Below are 23,223 nucleotides of genomic sequence, written 5' to 3' on the forward strand. Positions count from 1 at the left end.
GCCCCGTCCCCGCCGACGACTGCCCCGCCAGCCTCCCCGACCACGACGTCCAGTGCCCCCTGCACGGCGCCACCGGCTGCCAGCCCCCGCCCCCCGCCACCGCCCTCGCCCTGCACGCCGCGTTCTGCGCCGACCCCGCCGCCCCCCTCGACACCGACACCGTGCACGCCCTCGCCGCCGTCCTCGCCGCCCTCCTCGGCTCCCAACTCCACGGCACCGACCGGGCGATGGGCGAACGCGGACCGGGCGCCGCGATCGAAGCCACCCTGCGCGCCGTCGTCGCCCGCCTCGCCGACGCACCCGTCCGCCACCGCCGCGTCCTCGCCCGCCTCGCCGCCGAGTACGCCCACGCCGCGGGCAGCCTCCGCCTGCACGGCGGACGGCCCGCCACCGCCATGGCCTGCTTCGACCGCGCCCTCGGCTGGGCCGCCCTCGCCGGAGACCCCACCACCCAGGCCGCCGCCCTCAGCGACATGGCCGTCCTCGGCCTCCTCGACGACGACCCCGCCGCCGCGGGCGACTACGCCCGCGAGATCCGCCGCGCCGCACCCGGCCGCCACTGGTCCGACGCCGTCGCCGAACTCGGCGAAGCCCGTGCCACCGCCCTCGCCGGAGACACCCGCACCACCGTCCGCCACATCGGCCGCGCCCGCCAGCACCTCGACCGCCCCGACCGCACCCTCCCCGACGCCGAGGCCCGCGTCCCCTGGCTGGCCCCCGCCGCGCTCCGCCTCCGCGTCGAATCCGGCTCCTCCGCCGCCCTGCGCGACCTGGCCGCCGCCACCGCCGACCCCCGCCTCGCCCGGCACGCCCTCGCCGCCGCCACCGCCGCCCTCGACCTCCTCGGCGACGGCCGCCTCCCCGCCGCCCGCACCATGCTCACCGTCCGCATCGCCGACTGCCACCTCTGCGCCGACGACCCCCACCCCGCCCTCGCCGCCCTCACCCCCCTCCTCGCCACCGACGGCGCCCCGCTCCCCGCCCTCGTCCGCCACGAACTCCGCGGCCTGCGCGGGCGGCTGGCGGCCGGCGCCGACCGGTGGGGGACGGAGGCGGTGGAGGCGGCGGCGCGGCTGGGGGCGGTGGTGTGAGGGGACGTCCGGGGGCGCGGGTGTGAAGGGACGTCCGGGGGCGCGGGTGTGAAGGGACGTCCGGGGGCGGTGGTACGGCGGGTGCGCGCAACGGTGAGGGCGGCAGCGCGCGCGGCCCTCGGCGTCCGCCGCTCTTCCCGTCGACCGCCGGTCTCCGGCGGGGTGGGAAACCGGGTGCGCGGGGGCCGGACGTGGCCGCAGAATCGGGGGATGGATCTCGACCACGACGCGGTGGCGGCCGCTTTCGGGCTGGGGCGGGCGCTGGGACCGTGGCGGGTGCTCGACAACGGGGGCGCCCCGACGGACAGCCGGGTGCTGGAGACCTCGCGGGGGCGCTGGACGGTGCGGACGGGCCGCCTGCTGAGCGACTGGCACCACCGACAGGCCCACCGGGTGGAGCGGTTGCAGCGCGCGGCACTGGCCGCGGGCGTCGCGATGCCGCGCCCCGTCGAACCGCCCGCCCCCGCCGTCGGCTACTGGCACCGCGGCCCGGGCGACACGGTCGTCCGGGTGAGCGCCTGGCTGGACGGGCACGACCTGCGGGCGGACGGCGCCGACACCGCGGCGGCCGACTGGACGGGACGGACCCTGGCCCGGATCGCACTGCTGGACACCGGCGGGGAGGAACCGCCCCCGCCGCACCCCGTCGCGGAGTGGCAGGAGTGGGTGGCCGAGGCGGAGGCGGGCGGCCTCCCGGTCGCGGGCCCGGCCCGTGCGCTGCTGCCCGCGGTCGCCGACGCCGTCGCCCTGGTGCGGGAGGCGACCCGCGGCGCCCCCGCGGCCGTCCTGGTGCACGGCGACACCTCGCGGGCCAACGTGCTGCGCACACCCGGCGGGTACGCGCTGATCGACTGGCAGTCGGCCGCCCCGGAGGTCCCCTGGTGGGAGGCGGTCAGCGTGGCCCTCCGGTTCGCGACCCCCTTCAACGGCCCCACCGTCGACGCCGACCCCCGGACGGTCCGCCCGCTGCTCGCCGCCTACCTGGACGCGGGCGGCCCGGCCGGTCCGGCGGACGCCTCGGCCTTCGCGGGCCTGCTGCGCAGCCAACTGGCCACCGCCGCCTGGTGCCTGTGGCTGGCGCTGGGCCACCGCGGGGCGGACGCCGGGCAGCGGGCGTTCGGACTGCGGATCGTCACCGACACGGCGCGGGAACTGCCGAGGGTGCTGCGCTCGCTGGAGGACTGGGCAGCGCTGCTGCGGTGACCCGGGCGCCGGGAGGGGGCCGCTGTCGCCGCCGTCGGCGGGTGTGGGAACATCCCCGCCATGTCTCTGACGACCTGGAGCCACGACGGCGACCTGTACTGCGCCCTGTTCACCGAGACGGGAGTGGACGGGAGCCGGGTCGGGCACTTCGAACTGAGCGAGGCCCGGCTGGTGCCGAGCGGCAGCCCGGCAGTACCGGACTCGCCCGCACCGGGACCGACGGCCGTGACGGTGGTGGTCCGGGCCCTGGAGCCGGAGGACCAACCGGTGGTCTTCTTCGGCGACGGGCCCACCCTCCCGTTCGCGGTGCTGCAGCACTTCGTGGCGGTGGTGGCGGCCCGGCTGGAGGGCGCGGGCGCCTAGCGGCACCCGCGACCGCCCCGACGGCCGAGGCCGTTACCCTTCCTCGGGGGAGGCCATATGATCTCCCCGTCAAGTCGGCCCCGTTCGAGGCGGGCTGACGATCCGCGCGCCCGTCCGGGCCGGGCCGGGCCCGGGCGGGGAGACACCCGACGACGGGGGAGTGGCCATGGCGACAGGACGGGACGACGACCTCGGCGGTCCGGAGATCACCGACGACGAACTACTCGACGTCGCGGACAACCCGCAGCAGGCGGCCGAACTGCACCGCGCCCTGCGGACGTTGGCGAAGAACGACAAGGTCGGGCCGGAGCTGCAGCAGATGGCCCGGGAGGTGCTCAGCGGGCGCATCGGCATGCGGGACGCCATCGAGTCCGACCGGTACCTGTCGGCGATCGGCGCGCGCCTGGGCGAGATGCGCACCGCGGCGGAGAACCTCTCACCGGAGGAGCGCAAGGCCTCCGAGCAGCGGGCCGTGAAGCTCCGCGAGGACTACGAGGCCGAGCACGGCCCGGACCCGTACGAGGACGACGACGACTGGACCGTCCGACGCGACGACCGCCCCTGACACGGGCCCGTCCGCACACCCCCGGCCCCGTTCACGCTGTCGGCAAGGCATTGCGGGAGCCGGGGGTGGATCTGCACCACCGAGGCAGCACGACCGCGACAGGAGCGCTTGCGGTGCCACTCCTGGTCCGGGCCGCAGCCGCTGGTCGCCCCGAGCTCCGCGCGCGAACCCTTCGCCCGGTCGTCGAGGAACCGTTGACGGTGGAAGGCAGCACGATGCGTCCGGCGGAAGGCGGTTGAGCTTCCGACCGTGCAGGGACGCCACGGTTGCCGGGGCCGGACCCGCGACGGTGTGCTCGTGTGCGGGGGGCGGGGGAAGGCGGCGGGCTTGCGGTGCAGTGGTCCGGCTCCAGTCGGCAGCCGCCCCTGGGGATCGGGCGGACCGGCGCCGAGCAGCGGTTGTGCGGGCCGTACCCGTTGCCTCCGCTGTGCCAGCGGCTCGCGCTGATCCGGTCCGAGTACGTCGGGACCGACCCCGTCGACCGGCTGAACTACCAGCCCATGTCCCGGGCGACCTCGCTCCGGGCGGCGGCGATCTCTTCGTCGGTCACGCCGGTCAGGTCGGCGTCCGTGTCGAACTCCAGCCGGGACAGCAGGTCGGTCAGGGCCTGCTTCTGGGCCGGGTGGGTGACCGGCACCGCGTCGAGGTCCGTGCTCGTCAGCCAGTCGAACAGCACGATGGCATCGGCACGCCGCAGGCGCACCGACACGGTCGGGAGATCGTCTTCCACGTGCACATGATGCCGGGCAGGCAGAACGCGTACGACCGCGGAGGGCGATTCTGCGGGGCCGGTAGGTGTTCGGTGCTGCGAGAGCGTCGGCACCTTGCCGGCTGCCCGGGACCGGGAGCCCTCGCCGGACGCGTCCGTGGGTTCGGGAAAGCGCGCACCCCGGTTCCAGGGCCACCGGCTCCCGCGAGGGGCCAAGGCGGCCCGTCGGCATCCTGACTACGAGGCTGCCGTGGGCCGCCACGCCCGGGGAGGGGACGACCGGGGCTACCCCTGGAGGCCGCGCAGCTTGTCCGGGTTGACCTGGAAGCGCAGGTTGCGGATCAGGCCGTCCGCCAGGTCGAAGGTGAGCGCACCGATCGGGTGGCCGTCCACCGTGAACAGCACGCCCTCCTCGCCGTTGATGGAGGCCGAGCGCCAGGCGGTGCCCCGCACCGAGGACTTGGCGAGCACGCCCACCATCCAGCGGGCCACCGGGTCGCTGCCGTGCAGCGGGCGGCGGGCCGCGGTGACCTTGCCGCCGCCGTCCGACCAGGCGGTGACGTCGGGGGCGAGCAGTTCCAGCATCGCGTTCAGGTCGCCGCCGTCGCAGGCGGCCAGGAACCGGCCGGTGACCTCGCGGCGCTGCTCGGGGTCGGTGTCGAAGCGGGGCCGCCGGGCCCGGACGTGCTCCCGCGCCCGGTGCGCCGTCTGCCGGACCGTCGCCTCGCTGCGGTCCAGGAACCCGGCGATCTCCGCGTGGCTGAACCCGAACGCCTCGCGCAGCACGAACACCGCCCGCTCCACCGGCCCCAGGCTCTCCAGCACCACCAGCAGCGCCGTCGACACCGAGTCCGCCAGCAGCGCCCCCTCCGCCGCGTCCGCCTCGGTCAGCACCGGCTCCGGCAGCCACGGCCCCACGTACGACTCCCGGACGGCCCGCGCCGAAGTCAGCCTGGTCAACGACAGGTTGGTGACCGTCCGCACCAGGTACGCCCGCGGGTTCCCCACCTGCTCCGCCCGCCCGGCCACCGACCACTTGATCCAGGCGTCCTGCAGCACGTCCTCGGCGTCGGCGACACTGCCCAGCAGCCGGTAGGCGGTGCCGAACAGCACCCCCCGGTGCGCGGTGAACTCGTCCAGCGGATCGGCGGCCGACGGGGCGGCGGAAGGATCGATCATGCCCGCCAGGCTGCCAGCGAGCCGCCCGCTCGGCAACCGACCTGCTGCGGAGGCCCGTTGACGGCGCATCGGGCGTCAGCCCGGGGCAGGGGCAGGGGCAGGGGCGGGGGCGTTGCGCGCGGTGGCGACGGCGACGTGCACGCGGGGGCGGTACTCGCGGTCCTTCTGGCGCTCCTCCTCCTCCTCGCCCTGCCCCCGGAACACTGCGTCCGACTCGGTCAGGTCGAACAGGGCGCTGGAGGCGATGCCGGTGACGAGCCGTTCGGGAAGGTCGTAGGACATCTCATCGACCCCTCTGCGGTACTCGGGGCTCAAGGCGCCCACCACTGCCGCACCGGTGTGCGATTCGGCTCGGTGGGGCGGGTCGGCCGTGCGGGCCGGGGTTCAGAGGGTGGAGATGCGCTGGAGCAGGTCGTTGAGGGTGGCGCGTTCGGTGGGGGAGAGGGGGGCGAGGAGGTCCTCGGTGACGCGGCGGCTGTCGTGGTCGGCGGTGTGGAGGAGGTCGTGGCCGGCGGGGGTGAGGACGACGAGGCGGCTGCGGCGGTCGGCGGGGTCGGGGCGGCGTTCGGCGAGGCCGAGCTGCTGGAGGTCGTCGAGGAGGGAGACGATCGCGCTGGGGTCGTAGCCGAGGCGGTCGGCGAGTTCGCGTTGGCGGGCGCCGTCGACGGTGGCGAGGTAGCGCAGGATCGCGTGGTGGCGCAGGCGGAGGCCGTGCTGTTCGAGGGCGGCGTTGAACGCGCTGCCGGAGCGCTGGCCGAGGCGGTAGAGCAGGTAGCCGGTGTCGGCGTGCAGGCCGTGCATCCAGGGGGCGTCGTTCATGGGGTCATCATGCCAGGGCGAAGGTGTTCGGAACAATCATTGACAAGAACAATGATTGTTCCTAGCTTCAATGGCCATGAGCAACGAAACCCTCCTGACCCCCGGTCAGTCCCTCGACCTGACCGGCAAGGTCGCCGTCGTCACCGGCAGCGGGCGCGGCCTCGGCCTCGCCTACGCCACCGCCCTGGCCGCCGCCGGCGCCGCCGTCGTGGTCAACGACCTCGACGCCGACGTCGCCGCTGCCGCGGCCGCCGCCCTCACCGCCGCGGGCGGCAGGGCCGTCGCGGTCGCCGCCGCGGTCGGCACCGCCGACGCCGCGCAGGCCCTGGTGGACGGGGCCGTGGACGCCTTCGGCCGACTCGACGTGATGGTCACCAACGCCGGGATCCTGCGCGACAAGGTGCTGTGGAAGATGACCGACGAGGACTTCGACGCCGTCGTCGCCACCCACCTGCGCGGCACCTTCACCTGCGCCCGGGCCGCCGCGGTCCGGATGCGCGAGCAGGGCGACGGCGGCCGACTGATCATGGTCGGCTCCCCGGCCGGGCAGCGCGGCAACTTCGGCCAGACCAACTACGCCGCCGCCAAGGCCGGGATCGCCGCGATGGTGCGCACCTGGTCGATGGAGCTCGGCCGGGCCGGCATCACCGTCAACGCCGTCGTCCCGGTCGCCGCCACCGCGATGACCGAGACGGTCCCGGCCTTCGCCCCGTACGTCGAGGCGATGCGGCAGGGCGACCCGCTGCCCGACTTCCTGCGCAAGGGCGAGGGCTTCGGCACCGCCGAGGACTGCGCCGCGCTGATCCCCTTCCTCGCCTCGGACGCCGCCCGCGGCGTCACCGGCCAGTGCATCGGCATCGGCGGCGACAAGCTGGCCCTGTGGTCGCACCCGCAGGAGGTCGCGGTCGCCTACGCCGACGGCGGCTGGAGCCCGGAGGCGATCGCCGCGACCTGGTCCACCGGCGTCGGCCGCGAGCCGCAGTCCGTCGGCATCCCCGCCCCGCGGATCCGAACGGCGGCCGCCCGATGAGCCCCCGGCAGCCCCGCCTGTCGCTCGACGGCCTGACCGCGATCGACGTCCACACCCACGCCGAGGTCTCCGCGCACGGCCACGCCTCGCTCGACGAGGAGCTGAACGAGGCCTCCAGCGGCTACTTCAAGGTCGACGGGACGCACCGCAAGCCGACGCTGCCCGAGACGGCCGCGTACTACCGCGAGCGCCGGATGGCCGCCGTGGTGTTCACCGTCGACGCCGAGCACGCCACCGGCCGCCCGCCGGTGCCGAACGAGGAGGTCGCCGAGGCCGCGGCCGCCAACGCCGACGTGCTGATCCCGTTCGCCTCGGTCGACCCGTTCCGCGGGAAGGCGGGGGTCCGCCGGGCCCGGCGCCTGGTCGAGGAGTTCGGGGTGAAGGGCTTCAAGTTCCACCCCAGCATCCAGGGCTTCTTCCCGAACGACCGGCTGGCCTACCCGCTGTACGAGCTGATCGAGGAGACCGGCACCGTCGCGCTCTTCCACACCGGCCAGACCGGCATCGGCGCGGGCGTCCCCGGCGGGGGCGGCATCCGGCTCAAGTACTCCAACCCGATGCACGTGGACGACGTCGCCGCGGACTTCCCGCACCTGAAGGTGGTCCTGGCCCACCCGTCCTTCCCCTGGCAGGACGAGGCGCTCGCCGTCGCCACCCACAAGCCCGGCGTGCACATCGACCTCTCCGGCTGGTCGCCCAAGTACTTCCCGCCGCAGCTGGTCCAGTACGCCAACACCCTGCTGCAGGACAAGGTGCTGTTCGGCTCCGACTTCCCCGTGCTCACCCCCGACCGCTGGCTCGCCGACTTCGCGAAGCTGCCGATCAAGGACGAGGTCCGGCCGAAGATCCTCAAGGACAACGCCGCCCGCCTGCTCGGCCTGGCCTGAACCGGACCCGCCCCGAGCCCCGAAAGGCTGCCCGCCCCATGCGCAACCAGGGAATCGGCTCCTGGCCCGCCCGCCGCGCCAGGAAGACCCCGCACCGCACCGCCCTCGTCCACGACGGACGCCGCCACAGCTACGCCGAGCTGCACGAACGCAGCACCCGGCTCGCCCGCGCCCTGCGCACCGCCGGGGTCCGCCGCGGCGACCGGGTCGCTTACCTGGGCCCCAACCACCCGGCCCTCCTGGAGACGCTGTTCGCGACCGGCCTGCTCGGCGCGCTCTTCGTCCCGCTCAACACCCGCCTCGCCCGGCCCGAGATCGCCTTCCAGCTCGACGACTGCGGGGCCCGGGTGCTGGTCCACGCCCCCGGCTGCGCCCCGCTGGTGCCGCCCGGCGCGGTGCCGGTGGCGGTGGAGACCGGGGAGGCGTACGAGTCCTGGCTGGCCGGGGCCGACCCCACCCCGGTCGACGAGCCGGTCGGCCTCGACGACACCTGCCTGATCATGTACACCTCGGGCACCACCGGCCGTCCCAAGGGCGCCCTGCTCACCCACGGCAACCTCACCTGGAACGCCTACAACGTCCTGGTCGACACCGACCTGCTCGCCGACGACAGCGCCCTGGTCTCCGCCCCGCTGTTCCACACCGGCGGCCTGAACATGCTCACCCTGCCCGTCCTGCTCAAGGGCGGCACCTGCCACCTGGTCGAGTCCTTCGACCCGGCCGCGACCCTGGAACTGATCGCCCGGGAACGCATCACGTACATGTTCGGCGTGCCGACCATGTACGACCTGATGGCCCGCCAGAGCGGCTGGGACGACGCCGACCTGCGCAGCCTGCGGATCCTCAACTGCGGCGGCGCCCCCGTCCCGCGCCCGCTGATCGACACCTACCTGCGCCGCGGCCTCTCCTTCCAGCAGGGCTACGGCATGACCGAGACCGGGCCCGGCGTGCTCTTCCTGGACGCCGGGCACGCCGTCGCCAAGGCGGGCAGCGCGGGCGTCCCGCACTTCTTCACCGACGTGCGGCTGGCCGCCCCGGACGGGCGGGAGGCCGGGGTCGGCGAGACCGGCGAAGTGCTGGTCAGCGGGCCCAACGTCGGCCCCGGCTACTGGGGCCTGCCCGAGGCCACCGCGCAGTCCTTCCAGGGCGACTGGTTCCGCAGCGGCGACGCCGCCCGGGCCGACGCCGACGGCTACCTCACCATCGCCGACCGGATCAAGGACATGTACATCTCCGGCGGCGAGAACGTCTACCCCGCCGAGGTCGAGGAGGCCCTGCTCGCCCTCCCCGGCGTCGCCGAGTGCGCCGTCTACGGCGTCCCCGACGCCACGTGGGGCGAGGTCGGCCGCGCCGTGGTCGTCCCCGCCCCCGGCGCCGCGCCCGACCCGGACGGCCTGCTCGCCGCCCTGGCCGGACGGCTCGCCAAGTACAAGCTCCCCAAGACCCTGGTGCTCGCGGACGAACTGCCGCGCACCGCCTCCGGAAAGATCCTCAAGCACCGGCTCCGCGCCCGGCACGGCAGCTGAACCCCTCCCTCCGAAAGGCACCTCCCCATGGCACTCACCGTCAACGGACTCGACGCCCTCAAGGCCCTGGCCGGCACCGACCTCGGCACCAGCGGCTGGCTCGACGTCACCCAGCAGCGCATCGACACCTTCGCCGACGCCACCGACGACCACCAGTGGATCCACACCGACCCCGAGCGCGCCGCCACCGGCCCGTTCGGCGCGCCCGTCGCGCACGGCTACCTGACGCTCTCCCTGTTCATCCCGCTGTTCACCGAGCTGCTGGAGGTGGAGGGCGTCACCACCAAGGTCAACTACGGCCTGAACAAGGTGCGCTTCCCCTCCCCGGTCAAGGTCGGTTCCCGGATCCGGCTGGCCGCCCGCCTCGCCGAGGTCGCGGAGGTGCCCGGCGGCCTGCAGGTCACCGTCGACGGCACGATCGAGATCGAGGGCGCCGCCAAACCCGCCGCCGTCCTGCAGAGCGTCTCGCGCTTCTACGCCTGACGGGCCTGACGGGCCTGACGGGCCTGACGGGCCCGACGGGGGTGCCGGGGCGGCCGGTATTCGGACGACAGTCGGCTGACGCACTGTTAGGGTGCCCGCTATGGCAGTGCTCAGACAGTTCCAGGTCACCTTCGACTGCGCCGACCCGGCCCGGGTCGCCCGCTTCTGGTGCGAGGTGCTCGGCTACGAGTCCAACCCCCCGAAGGGCTTCGCCAGTTGGGAGGAGTACCAGGCTTCCCGCCCGCCCGAGGAGCGCGGCTCCTGGTCGGCCTGCACCGACCCCACCGGCGTCGGCCCCCGGCTGTACTTCCAGCGCGTCCCCGAGGGCAAGGCGGTCAAGAACCGCGTCCACCTCGACGTCCGGGTCGGCACCGGCCTGATCGGCGAGGAGCGCCTCGCCGCGCTCGAAGCCGAGTGCGCCCGCCTGCTGCCGCTCGGCGCCGTCCGGGTCCAGCTGCTGTACGACGGCGGCGACGACTCGTGCATCGCCATGCAGGACGTCGAGGGCAACGAGTTCTGCATCGACTGACGCCCCCTCACTCCCGCTCGACGACCGCCCGCTCGACGACCGCCCGCCTGACGCCCGCTCACTCCCGAGCCGCCGCCAGGTCGATCAGATGCGCCGCCGGTCGAGGGGCGGTTCGTCGCGGACCAGCCGCTCCCACCGCGCGAGGCCCGTCCCCCGCTGGTGCTCCAGCCGGTAGCGGCGGATCCGCCACTCGGGGGACGCGACGGCGGCGTCGACGACCTCCGGCGGCTGCCGGTCGAACGCCAGGTTGCTGTTCTCGGCCGTCAGCCGCACCGGGACCTCCACCGAGGGCTCCGGCAGAAGCCGTGCAGCCGCCCCGACGCCACCCCCCCGCTGCGCGAGCACCCCCGCGACGTCCGCGAACAGCGCGTCCCCCTTACCCGAACTCCGGCACGACACGTCCTCCGTCCCCGACTGCGGACGGTGACACCCTGCGCGTTCGCGGGGCGGGCGCGGAGCTGAGCGGGAGGACCAAGTGGGCGCCGGTGGAGGGCCGTTGCCCGCGCGCTCGGGTGCCGGGTCGGGCGGCCCGGGCGGATGCGGAGAGTGACGGAGGTGCGGGAGCGGGTCAGCTCCCGGGGCGGGGCGGGACGGGGTGGCCGAGGAGGGCGCGCAGGTCGTCGAAGGCCCGGCGGAGGTGCGCGTCCAGGGGCGAGGAGGGGGCGTCGATCCAGGCCTGGACCGCGTGGTGGAAGGCGGCCCACCCGGCCGTGGCGGCCAGGGCGGCCGACCGGTCGGCGACGCCGCGCTGCCGCAGCGCCTCCGCCAGGGCGTCACCGAGCGACGCGGCCTTGGCCAGGTCGCGCTCGCGGAGCGCCGGGGTCGCCGCGATGACCCGCAGGCGCGGCTCGGCGAACGGGCGGTTGCGCTCCAGGACCGGTTCGGCCGTCCGGAAGGCGCGCAGCAGCACGTCGAGCGGCGGCAGGCCGTCGGGGGCCTCGGCTACCGCCCGGACCAGCGCGGCGCGCAGGTCGTCCTCGCCGTCGAAGAGCACCTCGCGCTTGTCCGGGAAGTGCCGGAAGAAGGTGCGCTCGTTGACGCCGGCCCGGGCGGCGATCCCGGCCGTGGTCGTCCGGTCGAACCCGTGTTCCTGGTACAGCTCCAAAGCCGCCTGCTGGAGGCGGCGACGGGCTTCTGCTCCGCTCCGTGGCACGCCACGAGGGTAGCGCACGTGCCAGTCACTGACGCATCTTGACGCCAGTCACTGGCGCTACCTAGGCTCGGCGATGGCGCCACGTAGCGCCAGTGACTGACACAAAAGCACCGACACGGAACGGGGAGCCCTCCCATGCACGTCTTCGTCACCGGCGGTTCCGGCCAGACCGGGCCCGCGGTCGTCGCCGAACTCGTCGCGGCCGGCCACACCGTCACCGCCCTGGCCCGCTCGGACGCGGCCGCCGCCCGACTGGAACCGCTCGGCGCCACGCCGCACCGCGGCTCGCTGGACGACCTCGACAGCCTGCGCAGCGGCGCCGAGGCCGCCGACGCCGTCCTGCACATGGCCTACGGCGGCGACTTCTCCGACCTCGACGACATGATGCGGCGCGACCGCACCGCGATCCGGGCGCTCGGCCGGCCGCTGGAGGGCACGGGGAAACCGCTCGTCGTCACCTCCGGGACCCTGGTCATGCCCGCCGGCCGGGAGGCCACCGAGGAGGACGAGCCCGACGGGGCCGGGATCGCCGCCTTCCGGATCGCGGGCGAACGGGCCTGCCTGGACTTCGCCGCCCGGGGCGTGCGCGCGAGCGTCGTCCGCCTCGCCCCGACCGTCCACGGCCCCGCCGACCACGGCTTCGTTCCCATGCTCGTCGCCACCGCCCGGGCCACCGGCGTCTCGGCCCACGTCGGGGACGGCGCCAACCGGTGGCCCGCGGTGCACCGGAGCGACGCGGCGGTCCTGTTCCGGCTGGCCCTGGAGGGGGCGCCCGCGGGCAGCGTGCTGCACGGGGCGGCCGAGAGCGGCGTCACCCTCAGGAGCATCGCCGAGACCATCGCCCGCGGCCTCGGCCTGCCCACGGCCTCGCTCACCCCCGCCGAAGCCGCCACCCACTTCGCGAGCCCGTTCATGGCCACCGCCTACGCCTTCGACGGCCCCGTCTCCAGCACCCGCACCCGCGAACTGCTCGGCTGGTCGCCCACCGGCCCGACCCTCCTGGAGGACCTGGCCCACGGCGACTACCTGACCGCCCCGGCCCCCTGACCCGCCGGACGGGTGCGGCGGGAATCGGCGGTGGGGGTCAGCGGTCGGGATCGGTGGTGGGGGCAGCGGTGGGGGGCAGGACGCCGTCGGGTGACTCGGCGGCCCGGCGGGCGAGTTCGTCGAAGTCCGTGTTCGCGATGAGCAGGTTGCCGTGGACGGTGTCGACGGCCGCCGGGGCGAGGTGGAACTCCCGGGCGGGCGGATCCGTGCGCAGCCGGTCGATCAGGTCCTGGTAGTACGCCGGGTCGAGGTTCCCGGGGCGGTCCTCTACCGGCTCCACCCCGACCGCCCCGCCCGGTGCCAGGCGGACGGCCTGCGGGTCGCCGAACCGGGCGGCTACTGTCGATGTCGATGCGGCCGCGGCCCGGGAATAAATCCGTACGATCGTGCTGAAATATCGGATAGGCTCGGCGGCATGACGGACACTCAGGAACCGGACGCCCGGGCCGCGGACGCTCTGGCCGCAGACATCCGGGAGCTCGACGCGCGCGCACTCAAGGCCGCGCAGTCCTACGTCGACCGGGTCGACGCCACCGCGCTCGACCGGCCGACCCCCTGCGGGCCGTGGACGCTCGGGCAACTGCTCGCGCACATGACCGGGCAGAACCACGGCTTCGCCGCCGCCGCCCGCGGCGAAGGCCGCACGCTCGCCGAATGGGCCGACCGCCCCGTCGGCACCGATCCGGCAGGGGCGTTCGCCGCCTCGGCGGCCGAGGTCTCCGCCGCCTTCGCCGAGCCGGGCGTGCCGGAACGCGCGTTCTGGCTCCCCGAGGTCCGCGACGGCGGCCCGTTCCCGGCCCGGCAGGCGATCGCCTTCCACTTCCTGGACTACCTCGTCCACGGCTGGGACGTCGCCGTCTCGATCGGCCTGCGCCCCACCTTCGACGCCGACCTGGTCACCGCCGTCCTCCCGATCGCCACCCTCGTCCCCACCGGCCCCGCCCGCGCCCTGCCCGGCGCCGCCTTCGGCCCCGTCCTGGAGGCCGCGACCGGTGGGGCCGTGACGGGTGGGGCCGGGGCCGGGGTGGCCGACCCGTTCGACCAGGTGCTCAGGCTGCTCGGCCGCGACCCCGGCTGGACGGCGCCCCGGGCGGGTTGACCGTCCGCGCAGGCGCAGGTGCGGGCGTCGTCGGGCGGCTGACTCCCGTGCGGCAGCGACGGGTTCGGCGAGGGCCCCGGGGTGGCGCAGGCGGGCGGGCCTCGGGAGAGTCGCGTCCGGGCGGACAGCTCCAGGTGGCCGCAGGCCGGGCAGCGGAACGCGTCGATCTGCACCCGGGGCGGGCCGAAGCGCCCGGCGCCGCCCGGCGGGCCGCGTTCGACCTCGCCCGGGATCCGATGGGCGTCGCCCTGGCCGGACCGGCCGTCGTCCTCGACGAAGCCCTGGTCGAGCCCGGTGTGCCCGCAGCGGCTGCACCTGATCGGGGCCGGGGCGGGAAGCGATCTGCTCACGGCCGGAGTACAGGTCGTACCCGGAGCCCCCCGGGCGGGCTTCCGGCGGTACGTCAACCCGCGCTCCGGGGAAGGGCCTTCGGCGCGGGCGGCGCGGGCGGCGCGGGCGGTGCGGGCAGCGCCGGGGCGGCGGGCCCGCCCGGTGGACAACCGGGCGTTGTGGGGAGGGGGCGGGGAGGTTGTTTGACCTGCCGCCGCGCCGGTCGGTTAGCTCTTCCGGGCAACGTCGCGTTGTTCGAGCGGAGCGCCGAGGGGACGTCGGGCATGAGGGGCAGGAGAGCGCTGGGCCGGCAGTTCGGCTGGCTGTGGGCGGCGTACGCGGTGAGCGTGTACGGCTCCGGGCTGGGGTTCGGCGCCCTGCCGCTGATCGCCGTGCTGGTGCTGCACGCGAGCCCCGCCGAGGTGTCCGCGCTGTCCGCGGTGGGCCCGGCGGTGGGGGCGCTGATCGCGGTGCCGCTGGCGCCGTGGGTGGAGTTCCGGCGCAAGCGCCCGGTCATGGTCGCGATGGACCTGGCCCGGTGCGCGGCCATGGCGACCGTCCCGGTGGCCTACGCCGTCGGCCGGCTCGGGTTCGTCCAGCTGCTCGCGGTCTCGGCCGTGGTCGCCGGGGCCAGGATCGCTTTCGGCGCGGCCAGCGGCGCCTACCTCAAGTCGCTCGTCCGGCCGGAGGACCTGCTGGTGGCCAACTCCCGCTTCGAGTCGACCAACTGGAGCTCCATCGCGGTCGGGCCCCCGCTGGGCGGGGCGGCGATCGGCCTGTTCGGGCCGGTGGTGACCGTGGCCGCGGACGCGGCCAGCTACCTGCTCTCCGCGCTCGGCATCACCGCGATCCGCGACCGGGAGGAGGCGCCCCGGGCGGGCGGCCGGACCCGGGGGCGGGCGGGCGGGCTGCTCGACGGCTGGCGGCACATCGCGGGCGACCCCGAACTGCGGGCGCTCCACCTCAACAACATGCTCGTCTCCGGCCTGATCATGGCCACCGAGCCGCTGCTCGCCGTGCTCCTCCTGCGCGAACTCGGCTTCCCGCCCTGGCAGTACGCCCTCGCCTTCGCCGCCCCCTGCCTCGGCGGACTCGTCGGCTCCCGGCTGGCCCCCCGGGTGGTGGCCCGCCACGGCCGCGACCGGGTCATCCGGACCGTCGGCACCCTGCGGGCGGTCTGGCTGATCGGCCTGGTCCTGGTCCGCCCCGGCACGGTCGGCCTGGTCACCGTGGCGGCCGTCGAGCTGGCGATCATCGTCAACATGAGCCTGTACACCCCCGTGCTCGCCACCCGCCGACTCGAACGCACGCCCGACCACCTGGTCGCCCGCACCCTGACCGCCTGGTCGATCGGCCAGCAGGCGGCCATCGCCCTGTGCACCGCGCTCGGCGGCCTGCTCGCCGACCTCACCGGCCCGCGCACCGCCCTCGCGGTCGCGGGACTGCTCGCCCTGGCCACCCCGCTCCTGCTGCCCCGGCCCGGCCGGACGGCGCCGCGGCCCGAACCGGAACCGGCCCCGGGGCGCTGGTGACGCCCGGCGGGGGAGGAGCAGGACGCGTCCGGCCGCGGGTTCAGCGGGCGGCCGCCCCCGCGGCCTTCGCCTCGGCGTGGGCCGCCCGGGCCGCCAGCACCTCGGGGACGCGGGACTCGGCCCAGCGGGCCAGCGCCCAGACCTGCTGGGCGGCCTCCTCGCCGAGCGGGGTCAGCGTGTAGTCGACGCGCGGCGGGATGACGGCGTGCGCCTCGCGGTGCACCAGGCCGTCCTGCTCCAGGGTCTGCAGGGTCTGGGCGAGCATCTTCTCGCTCACCCCGCCCACCGCGCGGCGCAGCTCGCTGAACCGGTGGGTGCCGTCCAGCAGGACGGCCAGCACCAGCACCCCCCAGCGGCTGGTGACGTGTTCGAGGATGCCGCGGGAGGTGCAGCACTCCGAGTTGACGTCCGGCAGCAGGCCGCCGGTCAGTTCCTTCACCCTGAGGTTCACGGAAGTAGCTTACTCCAAGGTGGGTACTTCCGAATCGTAAGTGACTTTCCTACGGTGGGTGCGACAGCCGTCGCACCCACCGTCGCACCACCCAGGAGTTGCATCCCCATGAGCATCGTCGTCACCGGCGCCACCGGACAGCTCGGCCGCCTCGTCATCGACGAACTGCTGGCCCGCGTCCCGGCCGACCAGGTCGCCGCCGCCGTCCGCGACGAGCAGAAGGCCGCCGACCTGGCCGCCCGCGGGGTCGAGCTGCGGCCCGCCGACTACGACCGGCCCGAGACGCTGGCCGCGGCGATCCGGCCCGGCGACACCGTGCTGCTGGTCTCCGGCAGCGAGGTCGGCCGCCGGGTCGACCAGCACGCCGCCGTGGTCGCGGCCGCGCGGGCCGCCGGGGCCGCCCGCCTGGTCTACACCGGGGTGCTCGGCGGCCCGGACGCCGACTTCCGGCTCGCCGACGAGCACAAGGCCACCGAGCAGCTGATCCTCGACTCCGGCCTGCCGTACACCTTCCTGCGCAACGGCTGGTACACCGAGAACTACACCGCCCTGATCCCGGTCCAGCTGGAGCACGGCGTGGTCGGCAGCACCGCGGGCGGCCGGATCGGCTCCGCGACCCGCGCCGACTACGCCGCCGCGGCCGCCGCCGTGCTGACCGGCGAGGGCCACGAGAACCGCGCCTACGAACTCAGCGGCGACCAGGCCTGGACGCTGGAGGAGTACGCCGCCGAACTCTCCCGGCAGAGCGGCCGGGCGGTCGCCCACCACGAACTCCCCGCCGAGGCCAACCTCGCGGTGCTCACCGGCGCGGGCCTGCCGCCGCAGCTCGCCGAGATCCTGGTGGACGTCGACGTCTCCGGCATCGCCCGCGGCCTGCTGGCGGGCGGCAGCGGCGACCTGGCCCGGCTGATCGGCCGCCCGACCACGCCGCTGGCCGACACCGTCGCGCGGGCGCTCGCCGCGAACGCGAACGCCAACGCGACCGCCACCGCGAACGCGAACGCCGCCGCGAACGCGAGCTGAGCCGAGGGCCGGGCGTCCGGGCTACTCGGCGGCCCGGGCGTCCGCCGCGTCCGGGGCGGTGTCCCGGGCGCCGTCGCCGCCCGCGGCCAGGCCCGCGAGCAGGCGCAGCCCGTCCGCGGAGGGGCTGTCGGGGGCCGCGGTGAGCACCAGCAGCTCGGTGCCCGACCCGTCCGGCAGCGCGAAGTTCTCCTGGTGCAGTTCGAGCAGCCCGACCAACGGGTGGCGGTACGCCTTGCACCCGTGCGTGCGGGCGCGCACCTCCGCGCGGGCCCACAGGCGGCGGAAGCGCTCGCTGCCCATCGACAACTCGCCGATCAGCGACGTCAGTCGGGGGTCGTCGGGGTACTTCCCGGCGGCCAGCCGCAGGTGGCCGACCACGTCGAGGGTGCAGGTCTCCCAGCCCGCGTAGAGGCCGTGCTCGCCCTCCTCCAGGAAGAGGTTCCGGGCGATGTTCAGGCCCGCGACGTCCGGGCGGCCGTAGAGCAGCCCGGCGAGGCGGTTCCCGGCCAGGACGTCCAGCCGGTGGCCCATGATCAGCGCGGGCGCGTCGACGACCAGGCCCAGCATGCGCAGCAGCTCCGGGCGGACCCGCCCGCTCGGGGTCCTCGTCCGGCGCCGGGGCTGCCGGGCCAGCCGGTGCAGGTGCTCCCGCTCGGTCCGGTCCAGGCCCAGCACCCGGGCCAGCGCGTCCAGCACCTGCTCGGAGGGCTGGGTGGCGCGCCCCTGCTCCAGGCGCACGTAGTAGTCGACGCTCATCCCCGACAGGTGCGCGACCTCCTCGCGCCGCAGCCCCGCCACCCGGCGGCGCCCGTCGACGGGGATCCCGGCCGCCGCCGGGTCGACCCGGGCGCGCCGGGTCCGCAGGAAGCCCGCGAGATCGTCCATGCGCCCCAGTATCCCCTGGTGGTGCACCGCGGACAGTGGTCCTGCGAGTACCAGGAAGTCCGGTCCTACGGAACCGCGGCCCCTGAACGCCGGGCCCCGCGGCGGCCAGGATCGGAGGTGCCGCAGAGACGGCCCGACCGGAGGAGAGACCCCGATGAAGACCCTGATCGTCCACGCCCACCCCGAGCCGAAGTCGCTCAACGGCTCGCTCACCGACCACGCGGTCTCCGTGCTGCGGGCCGCCGGGCACGAGGTGCAGGTCAGCGACCTGTACGCGATGGGCTGGAAGGCCACCGCCGACGCCGCCGACTACGGCCCGCACGCCTCCAGCCCGCTGGACGTCGTCCGCGACTCCGGCCGCGCCTTCGCCGCCGGGGAGCTCACCGCGGACGTCCGCGCCGAGCAGGAGAAGCTGCTCCGGGCCGACACCGTCATCCTGCAGTTCCCGCTGTGGTGGTACACCATGCCCGCGATCCTCAAGGGCTGGGTCGACCGGGTCTTCACCTACAACTTCGCGTACGGCGTCGGCGAGCACAGCGACACCAAGTACGGCGAGCGCTTCGGCGAGGGCACCCTCGCGGGCCGGCGCGCCCTGCTGTCGGTCACCGTCGGCGGCCCCGCCTCGCACTACGCGGAGCGCGGCATCAACGGGCCCGTCGACGACCTGCTGTTCCCCATCCAGCACGGCATCCTGTACTACCCCGGTCTGGAGGTGCTGCCGCCCTTCGTCGTCCACGGCGCCGACCGGCTCACCCCCGAGGAGTACCCGGCCGTCGCCGCGGCCTGGGAACAGCGCCTGCTCACCCTGGAGACCACCGAGCCGATCCCGTTCCGCCGCCAGAACTCCGGCGACTACGAGATCCCCTCGCTGCGCCTCAAGGACGGCCTCGAACCGGCCGGACGCACCGGCTTCGCCCTGCACACCCGCCCCCGGCCGGCGGATAGCATCGACGGATGACCGAGTTCCGCATCGTGCAGGCCACCGCACTGCCCGCCGACGAGGCCTGGCGCCGCGTCACCGACTGGCCCCGGCACGGCGCGACGGTCCCGTTCACCACCGTCCGCTCCGACGGGCGGACGGTGGTGGCCCGCACCCGCGCGGGACGCCTCGGCTTCGACGACACGATGGACCTGGCCCGCTGGGAACCCCCGCAGGACGGCCGCACCGGCACCTGCCTGCTCGTCAAACGCGGCCCCCTGGTCACCGGCTGGGCCCGCATCGAAGTCCGCCCCCACCACGGCGGCGCCCTCGTCCGCTGGAGCGAGGACCTGCGGATCGCCCCCCTCCCCGCCCTCCTCGACCGCCCCACCGCCTGGTGCGGCCGCCTCCTCTTCCGCCACGCCCTGCGCACCCTGCTGCGCGGACCGGCCGGGCCCGACCGCCCGCCACATTCCTCCGATCGGGAGGAACGTTCCGCCCGAAGCTGGGCAGGAGTGTTCCGACCGAACCGCTAGGAACACCGGAGGGGTGGACGCATGGGTGAGGGGACGAGTGCGGTGCTGTGGACCGCCGCCGCGGTGTTCCTGGCCGCGACGGTGGCCGCGGTGGTCGTGCTGGTGGTCAAACTGGTGCGCACCAGACGGCTGTTGGCCGACACGGGCATCCCGATGTCGAAGAAGGTGCTCTTCTGGGGGGCGATCGCCTACCTGGTCTTCCCGGTGGACCTGCTGCCCGACCCGGTCCTGATCGACGACGTGGGCGTCCTGCTGCTGGCGCTGCGCTCGCTCAACAAGGCCGTCCCCGAGGGCGTCGCCCGGCGCGCGAGCCGCCGCGACCGCCGGGCGTGACCCGGCCCGCTGCGCCGCGGTCAGCCGTCGGCCCGGACGCGGGCGTGCGGGTGCATGTCGTGCCAGCCGCCGGCGTGCAGCAGGGCGCTGCGGCGGGTGCCCTCCAGGGGGTAGCCGGTTTTCCCGGCGGTCCGGCGGTCCGGCGGGAGGCGGGGTTCGCCGTGGAGCGGCCGAGTTCGGGGCGGTGGGGGGACGGATCCGGTCCGGCCGGGTACGGTCGGGGCAGGACACGTGGGAGGGTGAGGGGATGACCGCGACGGCAGAGTCCGGGACGTTGCGCGTGCCGCGCAGCATCAACGGGATCGAGCAGGCGCTCACGTACGAGGAGCGGGCCCGGTTCTACGGGGAGCTCGGGCCGGTGGAGGACCCGGTGGAGCGCGAGGCGGTGATCGGGGCGTGGTGGCTGCGGGCGATGTCCGCGGCGTACGGGAGCGACCGGGCGGGGTTCCGGGCCGCGGTGGCGCCGGTGCTGGTGGCGGGGCGGGCGGAGCGGGCCGCCGCGTGAGCGGTCGGCGGGGGAGCGCCGCGGTGGAGGGCTGGGGGGCGGGCGGCTGAGGTTGCGTCAGGTGCCGGGCGCGCCCTGGTCGAGGACGGCGGTGACCACGGTGTGCAGGTGGCGGCGGAAGCGCTCCAGGACGGGGAGGTCGAGGGGGCCGCGGCGCGTTCCGGCGGGGTCGATGACGCCGGCCTGGCCGAAGGAGTGCGAGGTCCAGACGATGGTGAAGACCAGCATCTCGACGTCCGCGTCGGGGCCGAGCCCGGCCCGGGCGAGGACGGCCCGGACGGCGGCGGCGACCTCGGCGACCAGCGGCCCGGCGAACTCGCTCTCGATGTCGGAGTGGTCGGCGCCCTCGGCCAGCCAGCGGCGCATCCACAGCGCCGGGACCTCGGGGTGCTCCAGGCAGAACGTCAGGTAGTCGTCGACGAAGGCGAGCAGCGCGGCCCGGGTCTCGGCGGGGGTGGGGCCGCAGGCGTGCAGGCGGGTCAGGGCCTCGGCGACGACCCGGCGCTGGGCGAGGTGGGCGCGGCGCATCACCTCGCGGTAGAGCTCCGGCTTGGCGCCGACGTGGTAGGCGACGGTGGCGATGTTCAGGCCGACCGCGTCGCCGATCGCCCGGGTGCTGGTGGCGTCGTAGCCGCGTTCGGCGAACAGCCGGGTGGCGGTCGCCAGGATGCGTTCGCGGGGGCCGTCCCCGGGCAGGGCGCTCATGGGCACCGAGGATAGCGCAGACCCGGGCCCGGACTCAATCAGATGACGGAGAGGAAACTCCCAGGTCAACCCCCATTGTGCCGGACTCCATCATTCGATTGAATGAGCGCCTTTCCACGAGAGGAGCACCCGGCATGGGCTCGACCAGGGTGGCGGTGATCGGCGCCGGCGCGGCAGGACTGGCCGCCGCCAAGGCACTGCTCGACCAGGGGCTGGACGTCACCGTCCTGGAACGCGGCACCCGCGTCGGCGGCCTGTGGGCGGGCGACGACGGCCCGGCCGGCTCCCCGGCGTACGACAGCCTGCACCTGAACACCAGCAAGGGCCGCACCGAGTTCGCCGACTTCCCGATGCCGGAGGAGTGGCCCGACTACCCGTCCGCCGCCCGGGTCGCGGGCTACCTCGCCGACTACGCCGACCACTTCGGCATCACCCCCAGGACCAGGTTCGGCACGACCGTCGAGCACGTCGTTCGGGACGCGGACGGCTGGCGGGTCGACGGCGAGCGGTATGGCGCCGTGGTCGTCGCCAACGGCCACAACCGCGACCCGAAGTGGCCCAGCCCCGGCTACCCCGGCGACTTCGACGGCACCCAGCTGCACGCCCACGACCACCGCGGCGCCGACGCGTACGCGGGCAGGCGGGTGCTGGTCGTCGGCACCGGCAACTCCGCGATGGACGTCGCCGTCGACGCCTCCTACGTCGCCGACGGCCCGGTGCTGCTCTCCGCCCGGCACGGCACCCACATCGTCCCCAAGTACCTGTTCGGCCGCCCCGCCGACGCCACCGGCGGCGCGCTCGCCGTCCTGCCCTGGCGGATCCGGCAGACCGTCGCGCAGGCCGTGCTCAAGCTCGCCGTCGGCACCCCCGGCCGCTACGGGCTGCCCGAACCCGCCGGGGGCCTGTTCCAGAACCACCCCACCATCAGCGACACCGTCCTGCACCGCCTCACCCACGGCGAGATCGAGGCCCGCCCCGGCATCGCCCGGCTCGACGGACGGCGGGTGCACTTCACCGACGGACGCTCCGACGAGGTCGACGTCATCGTCTGGGCCACCGGCTACCGCGTCACCCTGCCCTTCCTGGACGAGCGCTGGAGCGGCCCCGACCCCGAGCAACTGCCGCTCTACCAGCGGGTGTTCCACCTCGACGACCCCACGCTGAGCTTCGTCGGCCTGATGCAGTCCACCGGTGCCGCGCTCCCCGTCGTCGAGGCCCAGGGCCGCCTGGTCGCCGCCCACCTCGCCGGACGCTACGCCCTCCCGAGCGCCGAGCAGCAGCGCGCGCACGTCCGCCGCGCGCACGCCGCCGCCGTCCGGCGCTGGGGCGACAAGCGGCCGATGATGCGGATCGACTTCGACCGGTACGTCGCCGCCGTCCCCCGCGAACTCAAGGCCGGCGCCCGCCGCGCGCAGAAGGAGAAGACCCCGTGACCGTACTGAACCGGCGCCAGGACCCGCGCGGCCGCCGCGTGCTGATCACCGGTGCCTCCGGCACCATCGGACGCGCCCTCGGCACCCGCCTCACCGCCGCCGGGGCGCACGTCCTCGGACTCGACCTGCGCCCCGGCGGGGACGAGCCCTTCCCCGTGCTGCACTGCGACGTCACCGACGACGACAGCGTGCGCGGGGCCGTCGCCGAAGCCCTGGAGACCCTCGGCGGCCTCGACGTCCTGGTCAACAACGCGGGCACCGGCGGCCCCGCCCCCGCCGAGCACGCCCCCGGCACCGAGGTCCGCCGCCAACTGGAGATCAACCTGCTCGGCACCTGGCGCACCACCGCCGCCTGCGTCGACGCCCTGGTCGCCGCCCGCGGCCGGGTCGTCATGGTCACCTCCCGGATGGCCGTCATGCAGCTCCCGCTCGCCGCCGCCTACGGCGCCTCCAAGCGCGCCATGGTCGCCTACGCCGACGCGCTGCGCCTCGAACTCGGCACCCACGTCGGCGTCACCTGCGTCTACCCCTCCGCGGTGCGCAGCCCGATCCACGACTCCACCAGGGCCGCCGGACTCTCCCTGGAGGGCATGAGCGTGTACGAGCCGCTGGACGGCGTGCTCGACGCGATCGGCAGGGCCGCCTTCTCCACCCGCCCGCACCGCGACCTCACCACCACCCGCAAGGGCGCCGTCGAGTTCTTCCTCGCCCGCCACCTGCCCGCCCTCACCGACCGGATCGTCGCCCGCACCCTGGCCGCCCGCGCCGCCGCCGGGGCCTTCGACGGCGCCGAACTCGCCGCCGGGGTCGTCGCCCGGAACCGGGGGACGAAGTGACCGGGGCCGGGTCCGGAGCTACTGCCGGGGCCGGGGCTGCTGCCGGGGCCGG

28 protein-coding genes and 2 pseudogenes are annotated in these 23,223 nt (G+C 75.3%); 19 read left to right on the forward strand and 11 right to left on the reverse strand.

The genetic code is table 11. The annotated features are described in order from the left end of the window. From OO57_RS43930 to OO57_RS18150, 4 genes are all read left to right on the forward strand, one after another. Positions 1-1,091: hypothetical protein (locus tag OO57_RS43930; RefSeq protein ID WP_033253567.1), on the forward strand; the 1,091-nt coding region annotated here is incomplete at its 5' end. Between the two features lie 210 nt (positions 1,092-1,301). Further along, complete coding sequence (locus OO57_RS18140) at positions 1,302-2,294, forward strand: phosphotransferase (protein WP_033253568.1); 993 nt, start codon at positions 1,302-1,304, stop codon at positions 2,292-2,294. Between the two features lie 60 nt (positions 2,295-2,354). Then, the gene (locus OO57_RS18145) at positions 2,355-2,657 is read left to right on the forward strand and encodes a hypothetical protein (protein WP_033253569.1); all 303 of its coding nucleotides are present in this window, start codon (positions 2,355-2,357) and stop codon (positions 2,655-2,657) included. A 166-nt stretch (positions 2,658-2,823) separates the two neighbouring features. After that, complete coding sequence (locus OO57_RS18150) at positions 2,824-3,222, forward strand: hypothetical protein (RefSeq protein WP_051777908.1); 399 nt, start codon at positions 2,824-2,826, stop codon at positions 3,220-3,222. Between the two features lie 490 nt (positions 3,223-3,712). On the opposite strand, the gene OO57_RS18155 is transcribed toward OO57_RS18150, so the two are convergent. From OO57_RS18155 to OO57_RS18170, 4 genes and pseudogenes are all read right to left on the reverse strand, one after another. Further along, positions 3,713-3,952 (reverse strand): hypothetical protein, encoded by a 240-nt coding sequence (locus OO57_RS18155; protein WP_033253570.1) that lies wholly within the window; start codon positions 3,950-3,952, stop codon positions 3,713-3,715. Positions 3,953-4,216: 264 nt separating this feature from the next. Next, on the reverse strand, positions 4,217-5,110 hold the full coding sequence (locus OO57_RS18160) for an RNA polymerase sigma-70 factor (RefSeq protein WP_033253571.1): 894 nt from the start codon (positions 5,108-5,110) through the stop codon (positions 4,217-4,219). A 176-nt stretch (positions 5,111-5,286) separates the two neighbouring features. Next, a pseudogene (locus OO57_RS42660) lies at positions 5,287-5,392 on the reverse strand (5'-nucleotidase); the annotation flags it as partial. 102 nt (positions 5,393-5,494) lie between these two features. Further along, a complete protein-coding gene (locus tag OO57_RS18170; protein ID WP_033253572.1) occupies positions 5,495-5,929 on the reverse strand; it encodes a MarR family winged helix-turn-helix transcriptional regulator in 435 nt (144 codons plus the stop codon). A 70-nt stretch (positions 5,930-5,999) separates the two neighbouring features. Between OO57_RS18170 and OO57_RS18175 the strand changes: the two genes are divergently transcribed. The 5 genes from OO57_RS18175 (at position 6,000) to OO57_RS18195 (ending at position 10,384) form a co-directional block, all read left to right on the forward strand. Beyond that, positions 6,000-6,959, forward strand: coding sequence for an SDR family oxidoreductase (locus tag OO57_RS18175; protein ID WP_199811279.1), 960 nt, complete (start codon positions 6,000-6,002; stop codon positions 6,957-6,959). Continuing rightward, positions 6,956-7,846, forward strand: a complete 891-nt coding sequence (locus OO57_RS18180; RefSeq protein ID WP_199811280.1) for an amidohydrolase family protein — start codon at positions 6,956-6,958, stop codon at positions 7,844-7,846. The genes OO57_RS18175 and OO57_RS18180 overlap by 4 nt, the downstream gene beginning before the upstream one ends. A gap of 38 nt (positions 7,847-7,884) precedes the next feature. Beyond that, on the forward strand, positions 7,885-9,372 hold the full coding sequence (locus OO57_RS18185) for an acyl-CoA synthetase (protein WP_033253574.1): 1,488 nt from the start codon (positions 7,885-7,887) through the stop codon (positions 9,370-9,372). A gap of 27 nt (positions 9,373-9,399) precedes the next feature. Continuing rightward, a complete protein-coding gene (locus OO57_RS18190; protein WP_033253575.1) occupies positions 9,400-9,855 on the forward strand; it encodes a MaoC family dehydratase in 456 nt (151 codons plus the stop codon). A gap of 100 nt (positions 9,856-9,955) precedes the next feature. Then, positions 9,956-10,384, forward strand: coding sequence for a VOC family protein (locus OO57_RS18195; RefSeq protein WP_033253576.1), 429 nt, complete (start codon positions 9,956-9,958; stop codon positions 10,382-10,384). Between the two features lie 84 nt (positions 10,385-10,468). Here the strand turns inward: OO57_RS18195 and OO57_RS18200 are convergent, their stop codons facing one another. Beyond that, entirely contained in the window at positions 10,469-10,669 is a 201-nt protein-coding gene (locus tag OO57_RS18200; protein WP_033253577.1) for a hypothetical protein, read from the reverse strand. A gap of 283 nt (positions 10,670-10,952) precedes the next feature. Further along, positions 10,953-11,537 carry a TetR family transcriptional regulator gene (locus OO57_RS18205; protein ID WP_033253578.1) on the reverse strand — a complete coding sequence of 195 codons (585 nt, stop codon included), beginning with the start codon at positions 11,535-11,537 and terminating at the stop codon, positions 10,953-10,955. Positions 11,538-11,672: 135 nt separating this feature from the next. Between OO57_RS18205 and OO57_RS18210 the strand changes: the two genes are divergently transcribed. Then, the gene (locus OO57_RS18210) at positions 11,673-12,584 is read left to right on the forward strand and encodes an SDR family oxidoreductase (protein WP_033253579.1); all 912 of its coding nucleotides are present in this window, start codon (positions 11,673-11,675) and stop codon (positions 12,582-12,584) included. Positions 12,585-12,621: 37 nt separating this feature from the next. Here OO57_RS18210 and OO57_RS18215 read toward each other — a convergent pair whose 3' ends face one another. Beyond that, positions 12,622-12,864, reverse strand: a complete 243-nt coding sequence (locus tag OO57_RS18215; protein ID WP_033253580.1) for a DUF6924 domain-containing protein — start codon at positions 12,862-12,864, stop codon at positions 12,622-12,624. Positions 12,865-12,999: 135 nt separating this feature from the next. Between OO57_RS18215 and OO57_RS18220 the strand changes: the two genes are divergently transcribed. Continuing rightward, positions 13,000-13,683, forward strand: coding sequence for a TIGR03086 family metal-binding protein (locus tag OO57_RS18220; protein ID WP_051777912.1), 684 nt, complete (start codon positions 13,000-13,002; stop codon positions 13,681-13,683). 614 nt (positions 13,684-14,297) lie between these two features. Beyond that, positions 14,298-15,545: an MFS transporter gene (locus tag OO57_RS18225; protein ID WP_051777913.1), complete on the forward strand. Its 1,248-nt coding sequence runs from the start codon at positions 14,298-14,300 to the stop codon at positions 15,543-15,545. Between the two features lie 40 nt (positions 15,546-15,585). Here OO57_RS18225 and OO57_RS18230 read toward each other — a convergent pair whose 3' ends face one another. Further along, positions 15,586-15,996, reverse strand: coding sequence for a winged helix-turn-helix transcriptional regulator (locus tag OO57_RS18230; RefSeq protein ID WP_033253581.1), 411 nt, complete (start codon positions 15,994-15,996; stop codon positions 15,586-15,588). A gap of 108 nt (positions 15,997-16,104) precedes the next feature. Here OO57_RS18230 and OO57_RS18235 point away from each other — a divergent pair, with 108 nt between their 5' ends. Further along, positions 16,105-17,019 carry an NAD(P)H-binding protein gene (locus OO57_RS18235; protein ID WP_051777914.1) on the forward strand — a complete coding sequence of 305 codons (915 nt, stop codon included), beginning with the start codon at positions 16,105-16,107 and terminating at the stop codon, positions 17,017-17,019. A 21-nt stretch (positions 17,020-17,040) separates the two neighbouring features. Here the strand turns inward: OO57_RS18235 and OO57_RS18240 are convergent, their stop codons facing one another. Beyond that, entirely contained in the window at positions 17,041-17,904 is an 864-nt protein-coding gene (locus OO57_RS18240) for a helix-turn-helix transcriptional regulator (protein ID WP_033253582.1), read from the reverse strand. A 154-nt stretch (positions 17,905-18,058) separates the two neighbouring features. Here OO57_RS18240 and OO57_RS18245 point away from each other — a divergent pair, with 154 nt between their 5' ends. From OO57_RS18245 to OO57_RS18255, 3 genes are read left to right on the forward strand one after another with little or no spacing between them, the layout of a single operon-like run. Then, positions 18,059-18,862 (forward strand): NAD(P)H-dependent oxidoreductase, encoded by an 804-nt coding sequence (locus tag OO57_RS18245; RefSeq protein ID WP_033253583.1) that lies wholly within the window; start codon positions 18,059-18,061, stop codon positions 18,860-18,862. Beyond that, the gene (locus OO57_RS18250) at positions 18,859-19,359 is read left to right on the forward strand and encodes an SRPBCC family protein (protein ID WP_106974030.1); all 501 of its coding nucleotides are present in this window, start codon (positions 18,859-18,861) and stop codon (positions 19,357-19,359) included. Before OO57_RS18245 ends, OO57_RS18250 begins: the two co-directional genes overlap by 4 nt. 21 nt (positions 19,360-19,380) lie before the next feature. Next, positions 19,381-19,692 carry a YkvA family protein gene (locus tag OO57_RS18255; protein ID WP_051777915.1) on the forward strand — a complete coding sequence of 104 codons (312 nt, stop codon included), beginning with the start codon at positions 19,381-19,383 and terminating at the stop codon, positions 19,690-19,692. Positions 19,693-19,712: 20 nt separating this feature from the next. Here the strand turns inward: OO57_RS18255 and OO57_RS45645 are convergent. Beyond that, positions 19,713-19,826 (reverse strand): annotated as a pseudogene (locus OO57_RS45645) (GNAT family N-acetyltransferase); the annotation flags it as partial. 113 nt (positions 19,827-19,939) lie between these two features. Here OO57_RS45645 and OO57_RS18260 point away from each other — a divergent pair. Next, positions 19,940-20,197: a hypothetical protein gene (locus OO57_RS18260; RefSeq protein ID WP_158715159.1), complete on the forward strand. Its 258-nt coding sequence runs from the start codon at positions 19,940-19,942 to the stop codon at positions 20,195-20,197. Positions 20,198-20,254: 57 nt separating this feature from the next. Here the strand turns inward: OO57_RS18260 and OO57_RS18265 are convergent, their stop codons facing one another. Continuing rightward, positions 20,255-20,902: a TetR/AcrR family transcriptional regulator gene (locus OO57_RS18265; RefSeq protein WP_033253585.1), complete on the reverse strand. Its 648-nt coding sequence runs from the start codon at positions 20,900-20,902 to the stop codon at positions 20,255-20,257. A gap of 134 nt (positions 20,903-21,036) precedes the next feature. Between OO57_RS18265 and OO57_RS45650 the strand changes: the two genes are divergently transcribed. Both OO57_RS45650 and OO57_RS46825 read left to right on the forward strand, forming a co-directional pair. Continuing rightward, entirely contained in the window at positions 21,037-22,335 is a 1,299-nt protein-coding gene (locus OO57_RS45650; RefSeq protein WP_033253586.1) for a flavin-containing monooxygenase, read from the forward strand. Next, positions 22,332-23,171 (forward strand): SDR family NAD(P)-dependent oxidoreductase, encoded by an 840-nt coding sequence (locus OO57_RS46825; protein ID WP_033253587.1) that lies wholly within the window; start codon positions 22,332-22,334, stop codon positions 23,169-23,171. The genes OO57_RS45650 and OO57_RS46825 overlap by 4 nt, the downstream gene beginning before the upstream one ends. Positions 23,172-23,223 lie beyond the last annotated feature (52 nt).

This window comes from Kitasatospora phosalacinea, from assembly GCF_000717185.1.
In the GTDB taxonomy this organism is placed as follows: Bacteria; Actinomycetota; Actinomycetes; order Streptomycetales; family Streptomycetaceae; genus Kitasatospora; species Kitasatospora phosalacinea_A.